The following is a 22,782-nucleotide window of genomic DNA, read 5'->3' on the forward strand; positions in this document are numbered from 1 at the left end:
TTATGTAATATAGGCTTATTATAGGACACATTAAACTATCCCGATAAAAGTGGGAACAGGTGTCGCTTTAAACATACGCAGACAGACAGCTAGAGCCGCCAAATGTTAGTCGCAGCCGCTTATCGAGCCGCGATTGGAAAGCAATATGGGGTTTCATAGAGCGGGTGTGGCACGACCAGCGCCTCAATCCCAAACACGTCCTTCACCAGTTTCGGTGTCAAAAGCTGCGCTGGTGAACCCGAAGCATAAACGCGGCCCTCGCTGATCGCGATCAGATGATGCGCATATAGAGCGGCGTGATTAAGATCGTGCACAACCATGACGATGGTACGTCCACGCTCCTGATTAAGCTTTTTTAAAAGCTCAAGAACTTCAAGCTGGTGAGCAATATCAAGATAGGTCGTCGGCTCATCCAGCAACAGTAGTGGCGTTTCCTGAACCAACGCCATGGCAATCCATGCTCGCTGCCGCTGACCGCCTGAAAGCTGATCAAGCTGGCGCTCCGCAAAATCGATCAATCCCGTTGCTGCCAGTGCCTGCTCAACCAGCTTGTCATCGTCTTTCGTGAGAGGCGATAGAAAGCCTTTATGCGGATGGCGCCCAAACCGGCACAGTTGCCGCACGGTCAAGCCATCAGGCGAAACAGGGTTTTGTGGCAGAAAAGCGAGTTGTTGTGCTACAGATTTGCTCGTCATCGACGCAATAGGTTTTCCACCTAGATGAATGGTACCTTCTGTCGGCTGAATAAGGCGCGCGAGTGCACGTAATAAGGTGGATTTTCCGCAACCATTAGCACCGACAACAGCCGTGATCTGGCCGTTAGGAATAGTTACATCAACATCCTTCAGAACTTCGGCTTGTGCATAGCCAACCGTGATGTTGCGGGCATATAGGCGAGAAGGATGGATATCAGCCATTTCAACCTGCTTCCTTGAAAAGGAGAAAAACGAGATACGGCCCGCCGACAACTGCAGCAATGATGCCTGCGGGTATCTCATTGGGTAGTGCAATCACGCGCCCGATCAAATCCGCAAGACAAAGCGCCAAGGCTCCCACCAAAGCGCTTGCCGGAACCAAATAGCGACTGCGAGAACCAACCATCAAGCGGCTAATATGCGGCGCCAACAGACCGAGAAATCCCATACTGCCGACAGCCGCAACCGCACCGGCGGAAAGCAATACGGATGTGAGAACGAGCCCGCCCCGTAAAATGGCAGGCGGCAATCCGATGCTGTTCAACGTGTCGTCGCCAAAGCCGCTGGCGTCAAGCTTGCTCGAAGCAAGGACCACCAATGGCAGGCAGGCAAAAAGCCAGACCGCCAGGATGACGACATCATTCAGCGTTCGTCCATAGACACTACCTGCAAGCCAGATCATGGACTGATCAGCGCGTGTCGGAAACAAGACCATCATATATTGCATTAATGCGTGCGCCATCATGCCTGCCGCAACACCTGTCAGAACCAGTGCTGTAATGCTTCCACCGAACTGTCGTGCAATCAGAAACAGTGTCGCGGCACCCAGCAAGGCACCTAAAACAACACCGAGCGGAATGGCCCAAACACTCCAGGCAGCTGGCGCCAACATCGCAGCACAAAATGCGCCAAGACCGGCCCATTTCGTAATGCCAACGACATCGGGCGAAGCGAGTGGATTACGCAATGCACCCTGCAGGAAAGCCCCTGCCAATCCGAATGCACCTCCGGCCAATATACTGACGCCGAGGCGCGGCAGGCGGTATTGCATGACGATGAAAGCGTTTTTGCCGCCGCTGATTGCGGTTATGATGTCGGACAGGCTCAAACGCACCGCGCCAACCATGATACTAAGAATGGAAATCGCGACAAGCAGCGCAAAAATAAAGCTGCATGCTACAAATGCGCTTCGGTTAGCCTGATGTTCGGCAGACGTCTTCATTTAAGCCGCCTGCCATAAAGAATGAACAGAAAAGCAGGGGCGCCAATCAGTGCCGTCACAATACCAACCGGCACTTCGGCTGGAAAAGCGAGAACACGCCCTAGCAAATCAGAAGCATTCAACAACAACGGTCCAGCAATGGCTGAAAGGGCAATGACACTCGTCTGATCTGCGCCGACCAAACGCCGCATAGCATGAGGTACAAGCAATCCGACGAAACCGATTGGTCCACTGACGGCCACTGCGGAACCGGCCAGAATGACGATAAGTAGCGCAGCAACACCACCTACACGCTGAGCATTTTGCCCAAGTGAAGCACCCGTATTCTGATCGAGCGCCAGAATGGCAAAATGCCGTGAACCAAGAAGCGCAATGCATCCGCCCAATAGCGAGAATGGCAGAATAATCCAAACCTTTGCCCATTGGGCCGCGTTGAGCGAACCGGCAAGCCAATAGATGATGTCCTGCGCGGAGTTGTTGGCAATCAAAATCGCCTGAACCAGCGCAGAGAGGACGAGCTGGATCGAAATACCGGCAAGAGCCAGTTTTATATCGCTCATGCGTCCGGAGATCGCCAGCATCCACATCGCAAAACCGACGATTGCCGCGCCAAAAAAAGCAGGCCAGACAGTTCCAACACCACGAAATGACGGAAAAGCGATAAGGCAGATCACGATTGCAAGTGATGCGCCGGCATTGATGCCGAATGTTTGTGGTGAGGCCAGCGGATTACGGGTCAGCGTCTGGATCAGCACACCCGCAACCGCGAGGTTAGCGCCGACCAGCGTTGCGAGCACGGCACGCGGCAAACGTATATCCCACACAAGCGCGCTTTGTGCCGAGCCATCTGGTTGAAACAGGAGTTGTAACGCACGACCGATAGAAAGATCAGACACGCCAAAGGCAATGCTTGCCAGAAGCACCACACAAAAGACAGCCAGCAGGATCGCGCCCAAAAGAACAGGGTTGATCAAACCTGACGTCTGCTTATGCCCGGCCTCCACTGTCACAGCTACTTACTTTCCGCCATAGACTTTTGAAAGCACTTCCTGAGCGAGCAATTCTGCGATTTTCAGCCCGCGGAAACGTACAAACTGCGTACGGTCTATTTCAAACGCCATATGGTTTTGAACGGCAGGAATATTGTTCCATGCAGTGTTATCTTTCCACTGATCGACAATCGTGCCGCCGGAATCGACACCAATGAGTAGAATCTCTGTGCTTACGGCAATCAGGCGCTCAAGATTTGCACCACTCTCTACAGGCTTACCCGACTGTATGGCAGGCGTTAGTCCCATCGCTTTGAAAACGGAACCCGTGAACGAAGAAGATGTGTGTAGACTAAGCGAATCCGGTGTCGCCACTGCAAGCAGGATACGTCGCTGTTCAGTGGCCGGAATCCGAGCAATAATTTTCGACATAACTTCTGAATGTCGTGCAATAGCTTCATCACCTTTCGCGCGCTCACCGAGCGCTTCGGCAATTGTAATAACCGAAGACTTGATGGTGTCGTAGTCACCTTCCCAACTATTGAGTACAATGGTCGGCGCAATGGAACTCAACTGCTGATAAACGGCAGAATGTCTAGTCACATCGGCGATGATCAAATCGGGCGAGAGCGTGCTGATCAGCTCAAGATTGGGCTCCAGACGTGTACCGACAGACGCATAATCAATCTTCTTGCCAAGCAGTTGCTCGACGCGTGCTGATTGATTGTCGTCCGATATACCAACCGGAACAACGCCCAATACATCAAGGGTCTGCAAAAACGAAAATTCAAGCGCAACGACACGCGTTGGCTTGCCCGTAATCTCAGTTGTTCCAAGTTCATGTTTTATTGAGCGAATGTCGTCACTTGCCAATGCCGGTACAGACGCCGCACAGGCCTGCGCTACGATCATGCTCATGAACGCTAAATTGAATTCGCGTCGGTTGATGCCTGCCATGTACTCATCCGAAGTTTTGAGCCATTACCCGGCGCGCCCGAGAAAAGCTCTCACAGTAGCTGGCTACGCCGGGGGAAATCCCAGCGTAGCAATGTATGCTCTTAAAACGTGACCGATGCATTCACAAAGAACGTCCGTGGCTGGCCAACAAATTTGCCGCCATTGTTATCGGTCGCTCTCGTGAAATACTCTTTGTCAAACAGGTTTTTAACACCGAAGGCAAATTTAGGGGCGTACTTCATGTCTTCAGGCTGATAAGCAACCCGAAGATTAACGAGCCCATAACCGGGAATGTCACCCAGACGGCCGGTCGCGTCCTCTTCTGTCACATAGGTCGCGCCATCGGTGGCATTACCCGGCGAACGCTGCTTGGACTGTGCTGTAACATCGGCATTGAACAACCAATCAGCATAACGATAGCTCGCACCGATCATTCCCGTGTGGCGTGAGTAGAACGGCAAATCCTTCCCCTTGAACGCTCCAGCGCTGTAGGTCGCCTGCGTATAGGTATAATTGCCATAGATGGACAAGCCTTCCAGCGCTTGTGATACCCCACCAAGATCGTACCGAGCGGCCGCTTTCAATGCCCTTATGTTCAGTTGCGCCGAGATTGGTCCAGATGCCTTCACCGACAATCGTGCGCCCCAGATAAAGCTCCTTGTCGAAATCGATATAGAAAGCCGTGAACTCAGCACTCAGGCTGTCGCCCTCATAGTGCGTGCCAACTTCATAGGTCTTCGCTTTCTCAGGCTGAAGACCTTCGGTCGTCGAAGCGAGGTGGCTATATTGTTGCGGGCCAAACGATACACCCGCATTGGCAAAAACACTCCAGACATCATTGACCTGATAAGCAACAGAAATGGTCGGCAGGGCTTCTTTTGCATCCAGTTCCGGTGATTTCTGCCCAGTCACTGCACCATTACTGAAATCGGTTACTGTGTTGTTGGTGTTGATTATTTCATAACGAACACCCGGTGTAATCGTCCAGTTTCCATACTGAATCTTGTCATCGATATAGACGGCATGAGCAGTCGTTCCGCCATCGCTCGTCTGATAGGTGTTCATCGGAAGCGCATAAGGATTAACGCCCGAGGCACGGTTATAGAATGCCGTTCTCGCCGCAACCTCCGAACTTTCTTCCGAAAGATACCGATAGCCTACAGTGACTTCATGGGTGGTTTGTCCCATCTCAATCACACGCGAATAGCGCGGCTCGATACCGTAATAGGAATAATCACGCGGTGCCGATGTCAGACGATAGCGTCCTGCATTCGCCCCGGTGCCCTGCTGTTCGACATGGCTGCCTCGGAATGAGCTGACGTAATAGCCAAGAATTTCCAGATTGTTGACACCGTCATTGTGCTGATAACGCAGCGAAATATCGTTACGTCGCCCAGTGAATTCGTCGTAGCGGCGCGTGGACTGGAACGGATCCTCTGCAAATTCAGCGGTTGTAAGCCCACCCGGCATTTTACCTTTGCCGGTATAGTGATGGTACTGAACGCTTAATGTATCCGTATCCGAGAGTTCGTACTTGCCCTTCAGGATAAGGTCATCAATATCAGTCCGATCATTGCTGTCGCGATAACCAGTGCCATGAATGCCTGAATACAGAAGCGCTGCGCCAAAACCGTCAGCATTCGTGCCACCGATAAGCGCACTAGGCGTTGCTTTGGTGCCGCCATTCATTTCAACACCCGCCGAGAAACGTGCTGTGAAATCTTCAGGAATTGGGTGGGTAGCAAAATTGATGATGCCGCCCACATTTTGCGGACCATACCGCACCGACCCTGCGCCACGAACCACGTCGATGGTTTCCACATTGCCTAAAGTCAGCGGAAACAGAGACAACTGCGGCTGCCCGTAGGGTGCGTAAGACAGAGGAATACCGTCCATCAGTACCGTCGAACGTGGCGACAGGCGGGATGTCAGACCGCGAACACCGAGGTTCAAAGAAACATCGCTGCCGCCGGTGCCATTGCTTTCCTGCACTTGTACGCCTGGAATTTGATTAAGCGCGTCGCGAATATCCTGCGCGCCGCGTTCCTCGAACTCCTTGCGATCCACGATTGTTCGTGCGCCGGGATGCTTGAGCATCTTTTCCTTATTGGGCGCATCAAGCCAGTTGCCCACAACGGTAATCGCGTCCAGGACAATTCCACGATCAGCATCAATTTTCTGGCTGCTCTCAGCATCCTGAGCGAAAGCATGAAAAGGCAGGATGGCGACGGAAGCCAGCAGAGCGGACGTGGCGATAATGCGATGGCGAACCATGGAAGTTCCTCAGGGCGGAAAAAAGTTGCACTGAGCCGCTGCGAAAATGTCATTTCGCATTTTGGCATTGTGCTCGGAAAGGAAGACAGAAAGCGGTGCAGGTCAGATGAAGGCGACCCTGCCGTCATGACCTATTGTCAGAACAATATCTCAGGAATGGATTTCATCTGCTGCGCCTCAAAAACAGAAATTGGGTCACCGCCGATTGCGGCAATGTTGTGACTACTACATTACTGAAGTGAGAATTTCAATAAACATTACCATAACCCTCATCTTTTTTCGATCAGGATCGAATTTCTATTTTTGAAGAAAGAGATACGGAGAGCATGGCCATTATAATTATATGATACTAAAAGGTTTTTTAGTCATCAAGCACAACGAGTCCGATCAACTACGCTAGGCGGTTTCTGAAATCAGCGAGCTTCTTTTTTGTATCGAGGGCGCGTTGCTGATTTTTTGTTGCGATGCTGTAAGCCAGAGTCTCAGAAACGACAATGGCACCGACCGTCCAGCTGGCAAGTCCTGTCGCAGAGCCGACACAGCACAAAACTACCGCCACTTTATCCTGATAGGCATCCCTAAGCTGCGCGCCGCATACGAGTATAACGTGGCAGCCAATGGCCGCAAACTGATCAAGAATGAGTTTAAATTCTTTGGTCTCGCGCGCTGCATGAAAAAGCACAATGACATCGCCCGAGCGCAGATCAATGAGCTCGTTGGCGAGCGAAAAACCAGCTTCACCGCTAAACCTTGTTCGCAGCCCGACGCGGCTCAACGCGATGGAACAGTGTTTCGCTTCAACTTCGGAGCGGCCAATGCCGATGCACCAAATGGTGTCAGCCTGTTCGAGCACTTGCATAGCTTGCGCAAGGGCATCCGCTTCGAGCTTTTCTTCAGTGGAGGTTACAATTTCGCGGGCTGTTTCAAAAACCCGCTTTTTGACGACCGAGAGGTCATCGCCAGTTGCGCGAAACCGTTGGGAAAGCCTTTCAGTCGTTGGCTGTGCCTTTGCTATGGGACGGCTGCAAAGCCGCTTGAGCTCCGGCAGACCGCTGAAACCCAGCCGACGTGCCGCACGAATTACCGTCGCGTCACTGGTTCCGCTCTTTGCAGCTATGTCCTCAGCATTCTGAAAGATCATTTCTTCAACGGGCATCGACAAAAGATACTCGATGACCGCGAGCTCGGAGCGTGTCAGCTCCGAACGGTGCTTTTCAAAGCGCTGTCTCAATACCGAATCTTGAGAAGATGTGGTTAGCATTTCGGTCTCCAGTGATGCCCGTCGATACATCAAACTTTCACAACCGAAAAGCATTCCTCTTTAAATATCAACTCGAAAGCAGATCAGAGATCGCAACACTCAACCAGGTTGTACTGCCCGTGCTCGTGCCGTGCTCTTCTCCCAGGCAACCAAAACAAGGCTCGAACAAACAATCAGCACAGCACCGAAAGCGACATTTGAAGCCGGGATTTCCGCCCATATCGCGTAACCATAGAGGAACGCCCAAATGAGGCCAGTAAATTCTGTCGGCGCGAGCGCAGAGGCGGGTGCGTGACGAAAACCTTCATAAAGAAGATATTGTCCAATCGTTGCAACAAGGCCAAGGCCAATCATCAATACCCATGCCGATGCGTCAGGCGTCTTCCACACCCAAGGGAAGGACACAGCGCAGGCAATACCAAAAAGAAGGCTTGTGGCCCACATCTGGGTCAAAGTCGTTTCGGTCCGACTAACGAGGCGGATCAAAATCGTGCTCAGAGCCCAGCAAAAGCCTGCAATCACGCACATAATAGCGGGTATCAGGTTTGGAGTATGGGTTGGGTTGGCCGCAATCAACACACCGACGAAGCCGCCCATACACGCGACCCAGCGCCCTGCCCCGATCTTCTCCTTGAGAATAAAGATCGACAGAAACATCACCATGATCGGCGCTGAGAAGTAAAGTGTTGTGAGCTCGGCAAGGCCAAGATGGCGGGCGGCATTATAGAACAGAAGCCAAGCCAAGAGCATCAGACCAGCGCGCAGTACGAGTGTGCCGCGATACTTGCTCTTGAAAATTGAGGGATGGCGAAGCCGCCACGCAAGCCCACCGGTAATGACTACAATCACGAGGCTTCGCATGAATAGAATTTGCGGAACCGCATAATCTGCAACCAGCCATTTAACAATGGCATCTTGCAAGGCGAAGCAGGCATAACCTGCAGAGGCAAGCGCGATCCCGAAAATCGGTTTCGACTCAGCGTTTCCAGAATCCATGATGACCTCACAGTGAAGCGAAGCCGCTATAGCTCAGGACGAGTGACTTGAGAAGGCTTGTTCTGATGTACGTAGGCCACCGAGCATCTTGCAAAGGCATGAAGCGAGGAGTAAGCAGATTCTATTCAAACATGCAGCGAGATTATCCGGCAAACTTCAGCAATGGATTTGCGCACGAGAACGCGTTGAACCAGTGGTCGGGGCACCCAGAAATTATGAATAAGAAAGCGGCACTTGCCGTGGGCGGCAACGCTGTATTGGCCGGCATCCTTCTGATGCTGCTTGGCGATTTCATGTTCGCGTTAAACGACGCCATGGGCAAATGGCTTGTAGCCAGTTTCTCAGTTGGTCAAGTTTTGTTGATCCGCTCGTTTGGTGCCTTCTTTGTGCTCGGCCCGATGTTATCGCGCCAGCCGGCAAGCGCCCTATTTCAGGTTGAAAAGCCTTCGCTTCAATTGGCGCGCGTGGTTCTGGCAACTGCAGATACAGGCCTTTTCTATGCGGCGGTTACTTTCCTTCCGCTAGCAGACGTGATGACCTTCTACATGGCAGGCCCAATCTACGTCGCAGCTCTCTCGCACTTCCTGCTTGGTGAACGCATCGGCTGGCGGCGCTGGCTTGCTGTCTTCATTGGTTTTATCGGCGTTATCATCGCGCTGCGTCCATCTTCTGCGATGCTGTCATGGCCTTCCGTTTTCGGCCTTCTGGGCAGTGTTTCCTTCGCGATGACACTGGTACTAGGACGTGTTCTGCGCTCCACACCAGACGCGACGCTCGTAACCTGGCAGACGTTGGGCTGTCTTGTTGTTGGTGGTGTTCTGAGTATCGGACATTGGACGCCGTTTACCACAGGCGAATTGCTGGCTTTGCTTCTGCTTGGTATCGTTGCCTGCCTTGCACATCTGCTGATTACCCGGGCACTCAAGCTCGCACCGGCATCGGTATTGGCGCCACTACAATATACGCTATTGCTGTGGGCGATCGTGTTCGGTTGGATGTTCTTCAACGATCTACCGGATCGCCAAACCCTCTTTGGGGCTGCAATCATTGTTCTGGCTGGTCTGTTCATCTTCCACCGTGACAAGGTGAAAAAGACAGAGCCCCTCGTTCCGAATGATGCCAGCCATGGTTGATCTTTAAAGCCCGCTAATTCGCAGCCGTATCAACCCGAACCACAACAGACATGCCGGGTGCAAGCAAATCAGCATCCGGCTGCCCCTCATCGATGGCGATGCGGACTGATAAACGTTGTGTGATCTTGGTGAAGTTGCCAGTTGCATTATCGGATTTGATAACACTGAACTCAGAACCCGCAGCTGGTGAAAACGCCTCGATATGGCCTTTCAACTCAGCGTGGCGAAGTGCATCAACAGTGAACGTCACCGGCTGACCAACCTTCATGCCGTAAAGCTGGGTTTCCTTGAAATTCGCAACAACCCATTTGGTGTTGGGAACAAGCGAGACAAGCTGAGTGCCTGCCGTCACATATTGCCCGAGCCGCACGCCAACCTCGCCGAGTTTGCCATCACGCGGAGCCAAGATCCTGGTGTTTTGTAAGTCGATCTTTGCCAGTTCTACTGTTGCCTCCGCATTGGCTATATCCGCATTCAAGCTGTCTCGATTGACGATAATGGATTGGAGATCCTGCTTTGCAACCGCAAGAGCTGCCTGCGCCTCTTCAACGGAAGCCTGCGCCTGCAACAACGTACCATGCGCTGTGTCAGCCGAGCTTTGCGTTGTAACACCGCGCGGCAGCAAAGCCTCTACGCGCTTCGCATTGGCCTGCGCCACTTCCAGCGCTGCATTAGCACCTGAAATCTGTGCCTGCCGCGACTGGATCGTTGCTTCCGCAGAACGCTGGCTCTGCTCGGAATTGGCCAGTGCTGCCTTTTTGCTGGCAAGCGAAGCCTCTGCCTGATCCAGCTTCTGTTGATAGCTGCGACTATCGATTTCAAACAGAAGCTGTCCCTGTTTGACCGTTTGATAGTCGGTTACATCGACCTTGGTAACATAGCCCGCAACCTGCGGGCTTATGACCGTGACCTGCCCCCGGACATAAGCATTGTCGGTCGTCTCGATGCTGTGCTTGAAGGGCGGCAATTGCCACGCCCAGAGAACCATCAGAACGCCTGCAAGGCCGATGATAAGGGCTAAGCCGCCGCGAATATATTGCTTTCCAACAGACATTTTCAAACACTCATTGATTAACGAACAGTCGTCACTTGTGGATGACGACGGATTTGCATACTTTCATAAATGCGATAGGCGATCAGACAGCCAAGCGAGACGACAGCGATTACCGAGATTGCCAGAAAGGCATCATTGTAAGCCATCACTGTTGCCTCACGCGTAACCTGTTGCCCGAGCAGAGCCAGCCCTTCAGCCTTGGTTAGCCCCTGATCGGCCAGCACCTTCGAGTAAGTACCCGAAAGCGCCTGAACGCGTTGTGCTACCAACGGATTGGACATCACGAGCTGTTCGACCAGATGAGCCGAATGATATTTCTCGCGGATCGCAATGAAGGTGCTGAACACTGCCGAGCCGATCAGCCCACCAATATTCTGCGTAAACAGGAAGATGACGATGAAGCTCGTCATATAGGTCGGCCCCTGTTTGAGCGCCTTCGTGATGCCCGTCAACATGGCAGGTGGCAGGAACAACGCGCCACCAAAGGCAATCAGCGCCTGACTAAGATAAGCATTGTGCGGACGCGTGAGATTGGTGGCGTGACTATCCATATAGGCACCCATCGCGATGAAAATCAGCGCCAGTCCGAAGATGGTCGAGACGCGTTCGAGGCTCATCCACATGCCACAAACAAGGCCACCCGCCAATGATGCGGCGAGGATGATGAGATATAGCCCCTGACTTTGCCCATCCTGCAAACCGAAGGCCTGAAACAACCCCACAGCACCTGTTGTTTGTTCGGCAAGCACGATGCGGAATACAAAGAGGATCAGTGTGAAACGCAGGATTTCCGGCGAAAACAGCCAATGCAAATTCATCAGCGGTTGTTCGCGGTTTAGTTCTATCGCTGCAGCGCACGCCAAAGCCGCGATTGATATCGCAAGGCACACGCCAATCCATGGCGCTTCAAACCACCAATAGTTTTTACCCTGAACCAGAATGACAGCCAGAAGACCAAAGCCGATAGCGATCAGCCCATAGGCCACAAAATCGAGCCAATGCAGAACTTTGGCACGCGGAACCTGTGTCATTGGCAGTACATAAACAACGGCAAAAGCCGCCAGCGACAGGCCAATCTCGACCATATAGAGCTGCTGCCATTGTCCGATATCAAACAACATTGGCGAGATCACACGCGCAAATGGACCAGCGGCCGCAGAACAGGTGAGCGCGAGGCTAAGCCCCCAGGTCATCTTCTTTGCTGGCGGAAAAGCTTCCAGCATATAGAGAAAGCCGATGGTCGAAACAGGCGCGGCGGCGGCACCGGCGATGAAGCGGATGGGGATCGCTGACCAGATGTCATAGACCAACAGATGCAGCAGCGAAGAAACCAGAAAGATTGCAATCGCGATTTCTGCAAAGCGGCGTAGACCAAACTGCGTTCGGATTTTGACCAGAAGAATGGTGAGGCTCGCATAGGGCGCCATGTAGGCGGCAATCACCCATGAGGTTTCGGTCAAGGTCGCGCCGAGCGAGCCTTGAATCTGCTGCGTGTTTGCCGAGATGAAATACATGCTGAGGCCGCGCGTCGACCACATGAGAACAGACGCTGCTATGTAGATTGCAGACATGTAAACCGGCATATGCGGAGCGGCAGGCGTTGCAACCTGTGTCGGAGCGGCAGGCTCTTTTTCTGCTATCGGTTTATCATCGCCTCTCTCGGACATAGCGCATCACCTGTCTTTATCAGCCAGCGTTGCTTCAACGGTCTGATTGATTTCCTGAAGGACGGTAAGCGCTGTTTCGAGTGACTTCTGATCAATCTTTTGCAGAAGCTCCGCGCGGATGGCTTGTGTGATTTCCTGAAGTTGCTTGACCTGAGCCTGTGCCTCTTCAGTCAGTTCAATGCGCTTGGCACGACGGTCGCCCTCCACAGCCGCGCGATAGATAAGCTGCTGCTTTTCAAGACCATCAAGGAGACGCACAACAGACGGATGCTCAATCTCAAGAGCATCGGCAAGTTCGCGCTGGTTCCAGTCTCGCTGCTCGGCAAGCAGCAGCAATACGCGAGCACGCGCAAGCGTTAGCCCGCGTTCGCGAACACGAGAGTCAAAAAGATTGCGCATTTTTCGAGCGGCGGTTGAAAGGCCCATCGTGAATGCGGCTTCTAATTCTAGTTTGGACTGAGACATTGTATAGCTATCTATAATATGAGTAGCTACATATATAGTGCACAATCGGGCAGCAATCAATAATGTTCTAATGTTGTGCCAGCTAATGAAAACGTTACCCAGTCAAATGAATATTTTTTCCGAACTGCGGGAATAAAATGAGTGTCGCGATTGTCTTACGTCATATCGCATGTCGCGATTGGAACCCATGTGAGGCAAACCATGAGAACCGCAACGTTTATGTCTGTTTTGGCTATTGCAGCAGTATCGGTAACTTCAGTGCTCGCAGCGCCCATGGTCAAAACGATGGAAACATCCAAAGGTCAGGTTTTGGCTGGTGCCAAAGATATGACGCTCTACACTTTTGACAAGGATAGCAAAGGCATGTCCAATTGCTATGATACTTGTGCCACGAACTGGCCGCCTTTTATGGCAGCAAAGGGTGACAAGGCTTCTGGCGCCTATACACTGGTAAAGCGCAAGGATGGCAGCGAGCAATGGGCAAAAGACGGAATGCCGCTTTATTACTGGATGAAGGACAAAAAAGCCGGCGACGTGACTGGAGACGGCGTTAATGGAGTCTGGCACGTCGCAAAGCCATGAGGCCGATGTGAGCCGTCCTGCTCCCGACAGTTTCGAGGGCCAGCTTCTGGCCCTTCTGCCGATCATGCGGCGCTATTCGCGCAGTCTTGCAAAATCCGATGCCGAAGGCGAAGATCTTTTGCAGGATTGCGTGACCAAAGCGCTGTCCCGCCGCGGCCAGTGGCGAGGCCTCAATCTGCGTGGGTGGATACTCACGATGATGACCAACCTTTATCGCAACAGCTATAAAAGCAAAATACGCACCCGGCACGAAACGCTGGATGCTGCTGAAAACATCAGCTCTCCTTCAACGGAAAGCGATCCTTTTCAGTTGCAACAGCTTGAAGAAGCCATCAACAGTCTGCCGGAAGATAATCGCTCGGTCCTGATGCTGATCGTCGTTGAAGGATATAGTTATGGCGAAGCGGCAACCATGCTTGATATTCCCGTAGGGACTGTAATGTCGCGCCTCTCACGCGCGCGGCAACGGCTCGCAGACCACATGAACGGCTCAAATATCGTAATGCTTCGGAGAAACCCATGACAAAACGCAATTCTCCGATAACAGAAGCGGAACTGCATGGCTTTGTGGACGGTCAACTTTCCAGTGAGGAAAACGCGCGCATTGCAGCGATCCTCGAAAATGACCCTGAACAGGCAGCAATCGTCGATGAATGGCGCAAGCAGAATGAGGGCATCAGACAGCTCTTCTCCGGCTATGCGATTGAGAAGAATAGCGATGCGAGCCTGATCCGTGCGAGAACCAGACAACATGAACGCCGCTATCGCTGGGCTGTTGCGGCGTCCATTCTCGCCGCACTGGCGATTGGCGGCATCGGCGGCTTTGCCGGTTCCCGCATTTATGACCAGCCTCAGCAGATAGCCAGCATCGAAGCATTACCTCAGCAGGCACAGGCGGCCTATCTGGTCTATGCAAGCGAAGTGCGCCACCCGGTTGAAGTCTTCTCGGAAGAAGAAGCTCATTTGGCGACGTGGCTTGGAAAGCGGCTTAATATACCTGACCTTAAAATCCCCGACCTAAGCACGTTTGGCTTTCAGTTGGTTGGTGGTCGTCTGTTGCCAGTCGACAGCAAACCGGGTGCCTTTTTCATGTATGAAGATGCAGCTGGAAAGCGTCTTTCAGTCATAGTCTGTCGGAACCCTGAAAACCGGGACACAAGCTTCCGCTTCGCCTCAAATGACGGCGTTGAAACCTTCTACTGGATCGATGGCGAGCTTGGCTACGCGGTAAGTGGCGAGATATCCCGAGACCAGCTACGGCAGATAGCTGAAGAATGCTATCGACAGTTTCCGAGCTGATGAAATCAGCGTACATAAAAAAGCAACCAAGATTTCGATAAATTCTGCGCACTTCTATAATACATACAAGTAACTATAATAGACGTTCTCTAAAGACAGACCTGTAAAAAAGGCTGTATGCGTTTGCACTAAAAGATTGCACGCAAAAAAACTATGGGGAACCCGTGCTTAAATTCCAGAACACTGTTCTTGAGCTGATTGCAAGAGGCAAGCCTTTGGAGCAGACACTTGTGCAACTCTGTCTTGAGATGGAGGAGCTGATCGCTGACGCAAGCGTGATGGTCTGCTCTGTCGATAGTGCAGGCATGATGCACCTGCTTGCAGCACCGGGCATCCCTGAAAGCTATGGCAAAATACTGGACGGAACAGTGGTCGGCCCGGAAGTCGGCTCCTGCGGAAGCGCGATCTATCACAACGCCGCTGTAAGCGTTGCCGATATAGAAAATGATCCGAAGTGGGCAACCTACAAGAAATGCGTGCTGCCCTTTGGTCTGCTGGCCTGTAGTTCTGTACCTATACGAAACGAGGCTGGTGAGGTCGTCGGCGCGTTGGCTGTCTATTTCAGCAAAAAGCACACCCCGTCGGCACAAGAGCAGCAAGTGATCAATACGGGTGCAACGCTCTGCAATCTTGCGATGGCGCGTGAAATGCGCATTCTCAACTATGAGCGCAGAGCGACAGTTGACGAACAGACAGGACTTCCCAATCGTGCCGCATTTGATGACGCTCTTTCACAATTGCGCTGCGAACTGGCTGGCAGCTGGGCCTTGTTCGTCATCGATATCGACAATCTCAAAGTTACCAACGATACATTCGGCCATGAGGTCGGAGATTTTCTGATCCACACTATCGCAACCAGCATTTCGGCAACAATGGCACCGGACATAACTTTCCGGACGGGCGGCGATGAATTTACCGTCATCATCCAAAGCCACAGCGCACTTTACGATCTCGACCACACGGCGGAGTTGATCTTTAAATCACTTTCCTCGCATGTCGAATTTGACGGTCAGACAATCCTGCCACGTGTGACTATTGGCGGCGCTGTTCTGGCCGCGCAAGATACACAGCCGCAAATTGTGCGCCGCAACGCAGACTTTGCGCTTTACCACGCCAAGGAAAATGCGCGCGGCAGCTTTGTACGCTATCAACCGAACGTTGATACGCGCATTGTCCATCGACGCAATTCGATCCGAGAAGTGCGCGAAGCACTCGATCAAAAGCGTATTACCGCGCATTATCAGCCCGTAATGCGGCTCGATACCAGGGAAGTCATCGGTTTTGAGGCTCTAAGCCGCATGACCACAACGTCGGGCGATATTCTACCAGCGTCGGTATTTCAGGAATCCTTTTCGGATGTGCATATCGCATCCGAAATCACGCAGTATATGCTCACCATCGTTGCTCAGGACATTAGGCGCTGGCTCGATCTCGGCCTGCCTGTGCAGCATATTGGCGTGAACGTGACGGCTGCCGACTTTTATGTCGGCGATCTTGCGGCTTTTGTGTCTAAAACTTTCGCCAAATATGACGTACCACTCCGACATCTCATTATCGAAGTGACGGAAAACGCCTATATCGGTCAACGCGATGACGTGGTGGCGTCTGGCATTCGAAACCTCCGAATGCTCGGCGTTCGCATTGCTCTTGATGACTTTGGAACGGGGTTCGCTGCCCTTGCGCATCTCCTCACGGTCCCCGTCGATATTATCAAAATCGACAAGTCGTTCGTATGCAGGTTGGCACCGGGCGACCCAAGTGTCGCAATCGTCAAAGGTATCGTACAAATTGCCGGAGACCTGAAAATCAAACTCGTTGCCGAGGGGGTCGAGACTATGGCCCTTGCTGAAAAGCTGCAGCAGATGGGATGCCAGCTCGGCCAGGGCTATGCCTTCTCCAAGGCCGTCAATTACAAAAAGGCAACTGTCTTATTGCGGGATCTCGGTCAATACGCAGATCAGGCACCGACGGTCAGAGCGAAATCGTTGAAAGCAAAAAACTGAAGCCTTTTACCCCGGCCTGTGATCCAGTTTCATCTAGCCTTCGTATGAGGCTTCATGAATACAAACGTTTCCTTTGGCTCACAGACATGGCACAAGAAAGTAGAGCGCAATTTGCTGCTTCTGGCTTCGCCACATCTGAGCGTACGGGATTCAATACGGATGAATGAACGGACTGCTTCTGAAAATCAGCCCTCATTGGAGGAATTGATGCTGGCGGTCAGTTCCCGACGCGACGTGGACGCATTCGAGGCGATTTTTAAGCATTTCGCACCCCGGGTGAAGGCCTATATGGCCAAACTGTCTGCCGATACGCAAACAGCGGAAGAATTAATGCAAGAGACCATGATTACGGTCTGGAACAAGGCGGATCAGTTTGATTTTTCCAAAGGAGCCTTGTCGACCTGGATTTTCACCATCGCACGCAACCAGCGCATTGATGCAGTGCGACGCGCCCGCCGCCCGGAATTTGACCCAACCGATCCGGCCTTTGTACCCGATGAGGAGCAGCCAGCCGACTTGAGGATTGCCGAGCGGCAATCTGCCAGCCAGTTACGCGCCGCAATGGCCGACTTACCGAAGGAACAATGCACCCTGCTTGAACTCGCTTATTTCGAGGAAAGCACGCATAGCGCCATAGCAAAGAAGCTTAACCTCCCGCTTGGCACCGTCAAATCCCGGCTTCGACTTGCATTCAACAAATTGCGCGCAGCGCTCGATAATTCGGGAGCGCACTGATGGATATCAAGCATCATCTAAGCGACGAACTCCTTTCAAGCTATGCCGCTGGCACACTGGCAGAAGGCTGGAGCATCGCCGTCGCCACACATCTTGCACTCTGCCCTCAGTGTCGCTCTAGCTTGAACCATTTCGAGTGCATAGGCGGGCAGCTTCTTGAAACCGTCGAGCCGCAGAAACTCGAAGCATCCACATGGAACAATTTCAAAGAGAGGCTCCAGAAGCCACCGCAGTCCACAGCGCATTCGGCACCACACGCCGAGATAAAAATGCCTGCCGTGATACCGGAACCGCTGAGATCTTATGTCGGTGGTGACTTACCGGATTTGAAATGGAAATCGCTCGGTCGAGGCGCCTATCAGGTGCCAATCGAAACGCGCGATAGCGAAACACAGGTTCGCTTGTTGAAAATTCCAGCGGGGAAGCCAGTGCCCGAGCATGGGCATGGCGGTCGCGAATTGACATTGGTGCTAAGCGGCAGTTTCCATGACGAAACCGGGCTTTTCGCTCGTGGCGACATTGAGGAAGCGGACGGTGATCTTGTGCATCAGCCGATTGCCTCGCCCGATGGGGATTGCATCTGTCTGGCGGTAACTGACGCGCCGCTCAAATTCCAGAGCTGGCTTATGCGGCTGGTTCAGCCCTTGATTGGCATCTAAAGAAAAGGCGGCAAATATGCCGCCTTTTTTGTTAGTTCAACACGACAATTGCCGCGTTCAATGCGGTCGCCAGCGATAGCCATATGAGATAAGGCACAAATAGCAGCGCCGAGATACGATCTGGTTGCCATGCGCGAATGATAAACAGAAGTACGCAAAGCCAGACCCCGATGATTACGACAAGTCCCAGCACTGTCATATGAGCGCCAAAGAAAATAGGCGTCCAGATGAAGTTTAAAATCATCTGGCCAAACCATGGTCGGCGCCGCTGCCACCCACTATCACTTATCCATGTACGCCAGCCCGCAATGGCAATGAAGATATAAAGTATCGTCCAGATGGGGCCAAAGGCAGCGTTAGGCGGGGTAAACCACGGCTTTTGAAGCGATGCATACCATTCGCCCGGCGGGAAACCGATGCCGATTGCCATTCCGACAACAATAATGACGAAGGCGAAGACGGCCAGAAGACCCAATTTTTGCATATGATTACTCCAGTCTATCCGCTGATCCGCGACGTGACCCAATAGCCAATATAGGCCGACACTGCAGACAGAACAGTGCCCCAGATCAGGTCTGCAATCGTCAGGGTCCACGACCAGTTTTTCAAGGTGGCCTGATTGGTCAGATCATAAGTCGCATAGGCAACAAACCCCAGAAGTGCACCATGAACAAGCGTAACTGTGCCACTGCCAGCAACAAGTCCGGGCCTCACCGCGAAGAAAATCAGTCCGAACACAAAGATCACATAGAAAACGATAGCCGGTGCAAGACGAAAACTCGGCGCAAGCATATCGCCCATGACAGGGCGGTAAAACACATTCGCCATGTTGGATAGCCACACGGAGTCGATTGCCAAGAATGCAATCGCCGTCACCACATAGGCGATGAGATAGTCTTTCATCGATCGCTCACTCTCTTATTTGATGCGGGTCCAGCCCACATTGCGACACAGGAGGCCAGCCAGAACGCAGCCATTGGTCGTCATATTATCGCCGTCGACTTTCACGCTGATCTTGTAGGTCAGGTTGCGTTGCGGGTCGAAGGCAGTGCCTGAATATCGCCCGTCTGCAGTCTCGTTGATACTCATCACCAGCCGGTCGCCAACCTTCTCTTTGGGTGTTCCAGGCTTGATCCATGTGTTTGTGGCGCAGATATCCTTGCCGCATCCGGCAATTTTTACCCGCGCGTTCCCATCTCCGCGCGCCCAGTTGCCGTTGATCTCAGCCGCATGCGCCGAGAAGGGAAACAACACCGTCATCATGCTGATCGTCAGTATCCATTTCATCGACGCATCCTCCGTCAGTGGGTATGGAGCCTAAGCATGTTCAATCGTGTAAAGGCCGACATTGATCGCGCCTTCCTCAAACCCACCTTCGCAATAGCAAAGGTAGTATTCCCAAAGCCTCCGGAATTTATCGTCAAAGCCAAGCTTTTCGATTTCCGGCCAATTGGCGACGAAGCGCTGACGCCATTCGGCAAGTGTCAGTGCATAAGAATGACCGAAATGCTCGGTATCCGTTAACACCAGACCGGCCTTCACAAGATCGCGCTCAAGCACTTTGTCTGACGGCAGAAAGCCACCCGGAAAGATGAACTTCTGGATGAAATCGGCTTTGCGGCGATAGTTTTCGTAACGCGTTTCTTCTATCGAAATGACCTGCAAGACTGCTCGACCGCCGGGCTTGAGACATCGCTTCAAGGTTGCGAAATATTCCGGCCAATAGGCTTCGCCAACGGCCTCAAACATTTCGATCGATACGATGCGGTCAAACTGACCTTGCACATCACGGTAATCCTGCAGGCGAAGATCAACGGCGTCGCTTTTCCCAACCTCTTTAACCGCAGTTTGCGCCCAGGCGAGCTGCGATGGAGACAGGGTTATTCCCGTCACATGCGCGTCGCCATATTCTGCGAGATAGCGCGCCAAGGCGCCCCAGCCGCAACCGATTTCAAGTATCTTTTCGCCGCCCTCAAGCGCCAGTTTTTCAGCAATGCACTGCAACTTCTGCTCCTGCGCATTCTCAAGGCTATGCGTCGTCTCATTCCAGATCGCAGATGAATAAAGCATCGAAGGATCGAGCCACCGGGCATAGAAATCATTGCCTAGATCGTAATGCGCTTCGATGTTGCGGCGGCTGCCGCGCCGTGTATTGGCGTTGAGCAGATGGCCGATACGGTTTAGCGCCCGCATCCAACCCGACCCACGCAATGTGGAGAGCAGCGTATCGCGATTGCGCGCTGCAAAGCGGATGACTGAGGTTAGATCAGGCGATGTCCATTCGCCTTCGATATAGGCTTGCGCAAAGCCAATATCCCCACCCGTCAGCAACCGGCGCAGGCTATTCCATTTAACGATTGCGATCTTGGCTTCTGGTCCGGGTGATGGACCATTGACAGCAATAACCTCACCGCCGGGCAGCGAAAGCACCAATCGACCATGCTGGACCTGTTTCAACAACCGTTTCAACACAATAGCTGAAGGGCTGAAAGCGGGTCGTTCGATCCGGCTTGATGCGGATAGTGGATGATATTCGTCGAGCTGGCTCATGCGGCCTTGTTCCTCTGCTGGACGGTCTCGTTACGAACAGATGTAATGGGAGTGTCAGGCGCTGCGGGTCGTTTGCGTAAACCGATGCCCTTCAACCAGATTTTCAGCGCTTCCCAGTGAATGCCGCCCACCACTTTCAGCGTGAGAAAAGGAATTGCAAAGAAGGCACGCAGCAAAGCGGCGTCGCTTAATTCAACCCGGCGCGCCAGATGACGAGCCGTCAAAAGCAGGCCTTCATCGTCAAAACTGTTGATGCGGATAGAGAGCCTGTCTGTGGGGGGAATGACTTCAAACTCATATCGCAGCTTCATATCCATGAAGGGCGAAACGTAAAAAGCCTTGTCACAGCTTTGCACGATGCGTCCATTTGAGGCGTTTTCGACGGGGATCATATAACCGTGGCGCTGGCGGAAGGTGTTATCAACTTCCCAAAGGATCGCCACGAGTTCGCCGCCACGATTATAGCAGAAGAAAACGCTCAGCGGATTGAAAGCCCAGCCTGCAATGCGCGGCATGGTGAGCAGGCGGATCGCACCGCCATCAGGCGTTACTCCGGCTGCATCCATGGCACGTTCCACCTGTGCGCGCAGCGGCACAGTCGATCCATCGCCTCTGTCTTTTCTGTAGAAAGAAAACAGATTGAAATGGTCGAGAGAGAACAGCTTCAACTTACCATCAAGCGCTTCCAACTCGTCGAGATCAAGCATGAGCGAGTAGATTTTATAGGCCAGCTTGTGAACCTTGGGCCGCAAACGCGCATGGGTCACATGCCCGGGAAACAATGCCGACTGGAAGCGTTCGGTCATGCCAGCGCCCTTTCCCTGATCGGCAAAGGTTGGCGAACGATGCGCGCACTTTCCTGCTCGACCTGCCATGGGCGGCGCAGGCCGCCCAGATCTTCTGCCACGGCAAGACCTGCCTGAAGCCCGTCCTCATGAAAGCCCGAGCCGAAATGCGCGCCACAAAACCATGTCCGGCGCTGTCCCTGTAGTGACCAGATTTCCTTCTGCGCACGATCCGTTGCCATGTCGAAAATCGGATGCTCATAGATCTCGCGACGGATCACCAGTTCCTCACGCGGCGCCCGACACGGATTGAGTGTGACAAAAGTCTCGGGCGCCTGGCCCAGCGGTTGAAGGCGGTTCATCCAGTAAGTGATGGATGGCTGCGCCGGGCCAGTGGCTGCATTGGTAAGGTAATTCCAGCTCGACCACGCCGCGCGACGTTTGGGCATTAAAGACACATCGCTGTGCAGCACTGCTTCATTGCGTGAATATTGAAACGCACTGAGAATGCGGCTTTCGTCCGCGCTCGGATCGGCCAGCATCCGCAAGGCCTGATCGGCATGAGTGGCGATCACTATATCGTCGAAAACATGGGAAATGCCGCTTCCGTCAATCAACTCGACAGAGTTTTCAGAGCGTCGAACGGATTTGATCGGTGTCGAAAGCCTGACCCGGTCTGCATAGGGTTTGGTGATACGCTTCACATATTCCCTGCTGCCGCCGGATACCGTACGCCAGATAGGCCTGTCACGAAGAGCCAGAAGACCATGATTGCAGCAAAAGCGAACGAAGCTTGCTGCCGGATATCGCCCGACTTCCATCGCGGGTGTAGACCAGATCGCAGCAGCCATCGGATAAAGATGGTCTTCACGGAAAGCCCGGCCATAACCATTGCGTGCAAGATAATCATCGAGCGAAATTCCGCCCATAATGGCGAGGTCCTTTGGCGCATTGCGATAAAATCGCAAGAGATCGCGGATCATAGACCAGAAGCGCGGGCTAACCAGATTGGAGCGCTGGGCAAAGAGTCCGAGGCCCGTGCCGCCCGAATATTCATAAGCGCCATTTGCGACTGAAACGGCAAATGACATGTTCGATGCCGCGGTTGGAACTTCAAGTGTGCGAAACAATGCAGTCAGATTTGGATAGGTCACTTCATTATAGACGATGAACCCGGTATCGACCGCGACCGGACCGAAGCTGCTTTCAAACTCGACGGTATTGCTGTGGCCGCCGATGCGATCCGATGCTTCAAACACAGTCACATCATGGCGTTGCGAAAGCAGCCATGCAGCCGACAATCCGGAAATCCCGCTGCCGATAATCGCGACGCTGAGACGTTTAGAGCTGCCCGAGTGGTTCGTGATATCCATAGTCCCTCTCTTCACCGCATGCTTGGGCCGCGTGTTTGCTGCATTTTCATCGTCTTACGTTTTGAGAAGGGGTTTGGTTCAAT

At 52.9% G+C, this 22,782-nt stretch carries 22 protein-coding genes and 1 pseudogene; 7 read left to right on the forward strand and 16 right to left on the reverse strand.

What is annotated here, in order from left to right; genetic code table 11:
* Positions 1 to 119 precede the first annotated feature (119 nt).
* From ABWV94_RS14375 to ABWV94_RS14405, 7 genes and pseudogenes are all read right to left on the reverse strand, one after another.
* Entirely contained in the window at positions 120 to 917 is a 798-nt protein-coding gene (locus ABWV94_RS14375; RefSeq protein ID WP_007878449.1) for an ABC transporter ATP-binding protein, read from the reverse strand.
* A 1-nt stretch (position 918) separates the two neighbouring features.
* Entirely contained in the window at positions 919 to 1,917 is a 999-nt protein-coding gene (locus ABWV94_RS14380) for a FecCD family ABC transporter permease (RefSeq protein ID WP_353413992.1), read from the reverse strand.
* Positions 1,914 to 2,891, reverse strand: a complete 978-nt coding sequence (locus ABWV94_RS14385) for a FecCD family ABC transporter permease (protein ID WP_353413994.1) — start codon at positions 2,889 to 2,891, stop codon at positions 1,914 to 1,916. Before ABWV94_RS14385 ends, ABWV94_RS14380 begins: the two co-directional genes overlap by 4 nt.
* A gap of 42 nt (positions 2,892 to 2,933) precedes the next feature.
* A complete protein-coding gene (locus tag ABWV94_RS14390) occupies positions 2,934 to 3,863 on the reverse strand; it encodes an ABC transporter substrate-binding protein (protein WP_113499063.1) in 930 nt (309 codons plus the stop codon).
* Positions 3,864 to 3,964: 101 nt separating this feature from the next.
* Positions 3,965 to 6,137 (reverse strand): annotated as a pseudogene (locus ABWV94_RS14395) (TonB-dependent receptor family protein).
* A 391-nt stretch (positions 6,138 to 6,528) separates the two neighbouring features.
* A complete protein-coding gene (locus tag ABWV94_RS14400; protein ID WP_113499274.1) occupies positions 6,529 to 7,398 on the reverse strand; it encodes a MurR/RpiR family transcriptional regulator in 870 nt (289 codons plus the stop codon).
* Between the two features lie 99 nt (positions 7,399 to 7,497).
* Positions 7,498 to 8,394, reverse strand: a complete 897-nt coding sequence (locus ABWV94_RS14405; protein ID WP_064321542.1) for a DMT family transporter — start codon at positions 8,392 to 8,394, stop codon at positions 7,498 to 7,500.
* A 215-nt stretch (positions 8,395 to 8,609) separates the two neighbouring features.
* Between ABWV94_RS14405 and ABWV94_RS14410 the strand changes: the two genes are divergently transcribed.
* The gene (locus ABWV94_RS14410; protein ID WP_113499272.1) at positions 8,610 to 9,527 is read left to right on the forward strand and encodes a DMT family transporter; all 918 of its coding nucleotides are present in this window, start codon (positions 8,610 to 8,612) and stop codon (positions 9,525 to 9,527) included.
* 13 nt (positions 9,528 to 9,540) lie between these two features.
* Here ABWV94_RS14410 and ABWV94_RS14415 read toward each other — a convergent pair whose 3' ends face one another.
* Genes ABWV94_RS14415 through ABWV94_RS14425 form a run of 3 tightly spaced genes read right to left on the reverse strand, consistent with a single transcriptional unit; the run spans position 9,541 to position 12,713 of the window.
* A complete protein-coding gene (locus ABWV94_RS14415) occupies positions 9,541 to 10,581 on the reverse strand; it encodes an HlyD family secretion protein (protein ID WP_007878425.1) in 1,041 nt (346 codons plus the stop codon).
* Between the two features lie 17 nt (positions 10,582 to 10,598).
* Positions 10,599 to 12,248, reverse strand: coding sequence for an MFS transporter (locus ABWV94_RS14420; RefSeq protein WP_502905175.1), 1,650 nt, complete (start codon positions 12,246 to 12,248; stop codon positions 10,599 to 10,601).
* A gap of 6 nt (positions 12,249 to 12,254) precedes the next feature.
* The gene (locus ABWV94_RS14425; RefSeq protein WP_113499061.1) at positions 12,255 to 12,713 is read right to left on the reverse strand and encodes a MarR family winged helix-turn-helix transcriptional regulator; all 459 of its coding nucleotides are present in this window, start codon (positions 12,711 to 12,713) and stop codon (positions 12,255 to 12,257) included.
* 201 nt (positions 12,714 to 12,914) lie between these two features.
* On the opposite strand from ABWV94_RS14425, the gene ABWV94_RS14430 reads away from it, so the two are divergent.
* From ABWV94_RS14430 to ABWV94_RS14455, 6 genes are all read left to right on the forward strand, one after another.
* Positions 12,915 to 13,295, forward strand: coding sequence for a COG4315 family predicted lipoprotein (locus ABWV94_RS14430; RefSeq protein WP_113499059.1), 381 nt, complete (start codon positions 12,915 to 12,917; stop codon positions 13,293 to 13,295).
* Positions 13,267 to 13,818, forward strand: a complete 552-nt coding sequence (locus ABWV94_RS14435; protein ID WP_113499057.1) for an RNA polymerase sigma factor — start codon at positions 13,267 to 13,269, stop codon at positions 13,816 to 13,818. The genes ABWV94_RS14430 and ABWV94_RS14435 overlap by 29 nt, the downstream gene beginning before the upstream one ends.
* Positions 13,815 to 14,594, forward strand: a complete 780-nt coding sequence (locus tag ABWV94_RS14440) for an anti-sigma factor family protein (RefSeq protein ID WP_353413999.1) — start codon at positions 13,815 to 13,817, stop codon at positions 14,592 to 14,594. Before ABWV94_RS14435 ends, ABWV94_RS14440 begins: the two co-directional genes overlap by 4 nt.
* 164 nt (positions 14,595 to 14,758) lie before the next feature.
* The gene (locus tag ABWV94_RS14445; protein ID WP_353414001.1) at positions 14,759 to 16,597 is read left to right on the forward strand and encodes a sensor domain-containing phosphodiesterase; all 1,839 of its coding nucleotides are present in this window, start codon (positions 14,759 to 14,761) and stop codon (positions 16,595 to 16,597) included.
* Positions 16,598 to 16,756: 159 nt separating this feature from the next.
* Positions 16,757 to 17,332 carry a sigma-70 family RNA polymerase sigma factor gene (locus tag ABWV94_RS14450; protein ID WP_192798040.1) on the forward strand — a complete coding sequence of 192 codons (576 nt, stop codon included), beginning with the start codon at positions 16,757 to 16,759 and terminating at the stop codon, positions 17,330 to 17,332.
* Positions 17,332 to 17,991 (forward strand): ChrR family anti-sigma-E factor, encoded by a 660-nt coding sequence (locus ABWV94_RS14455; protein ID WP_113499051.1) that lies wholly within the window; start codon positions 17,332 to 17,334, stop codon positions 17,989 to 17,991. The genes ABWV94_RS14450 and ABWV94_RS14455 overlap by 1 nt, the downstream gene beginning before the upstream one ends.
* Positions 17,992 to 18,022: 31 nt before the next feature.
* On the opposite strand, the gene ABWV94_RS14460 is transcribed toward ABWV94_RS14455, so the two are convergent.
* From ABWV94_RS14460 to ABWV94_RS14485, 6 genes are read right to left on the reverse strand one after another with little or no spacing between them, the layout of a single operon-like run.
* The gene (locus ABWV94_RS14460) at positions 18,023 to 18,475 is read right to left on the reverse strand and encodes a TspO/MBR family protein (RefSeq protein ID WP_079213071.1); all 453 of its coding nucleotides are present in this window, start codon (positions 18,473 to 18,475) and stop codon (positions 18,023 to 18,025) included.
* A gap of 14 nt (positions 18,476 to 18,489) precedes the next feature.
* Positions 18,490 to 18,894: a DUF2177 family protein gene (locus ABWV94_RS14465; protein ID WP_064321534.1), complete on the reverse strand. Its 405-nt coding sequence runs from the start codon at positions 18,892 to 18,894 to the stop codon at positions 18,490 to 18,492.
* 15 nt (positions 18,895 to 18,909) lie between these two features.
* Positions 18,910 to 19,278, reverse strand: a complete 369-nt coding sequence (locus ABWV94_RS14470; protein ID WP_113499049.1) for a DUF2147 domain-containing protein — start codon at positions 19,276 to 19,278, stop codon at positions 18,910 to 18,912.
* A gap of 30 nt (positions 19,279 to 19,308) precedes the next feature.
* Positions 19,309 to 20,541: a class I SAM-dependent methyltransferase gene (locus ABWV94_RS14475; protein WP_113499047.1), complete on the reverse strand. Its 1,233-nt coding sequence runs from the start codon at positions 20,539 to 20,541 to the stop codon at positions 19,309 to 19,311.
* Positions 20,538 to 21,347 carry a DUF1365 domain-containing protein gene (locus ABWV94_RS14480; protein ID WP_353414005.1) on the reverse strand — a complete coding sequence of 270 codons (810 nt, stop codon included), beginning with the start codon at positions 21,345 to 21,347 and terminating at the stop codon, positions 20,538 to 20,540. The genes ABWV94_RS14475 and ABWV94_RS14480 overlap by 4 nt, the downstream gene beginning before the upstream one ends.
* Entirely contained in the window at positions 21,344 to 22,699 is a 1,356-nt protein-coding gene (locus ABWV94_RS14485) for an NAD(P)/FAD-dependent oxidoreductase (RefSeq protein ID WP_113499043.1), read from the reverse strand. Before ABWV94_RS14485 ends, ABWV94_RS14480 begins: the two co-directional genes overlap by 4 nt.
* Between the last annotated feature and the right edge of the window lie 83 nt (positions 22,700 to 22,782).

This window comes from Brucella sp. NBRC 12953 (assembly GCF_040369775.1).
In the GTDB taxonomy this organism is placed as follows: Bacteria; Pseudomonadota; Alphaproteobacteria; order Rhizobiales; family Rhizobiaceae; genus Brucella; species Brucella pseudogrignonensis.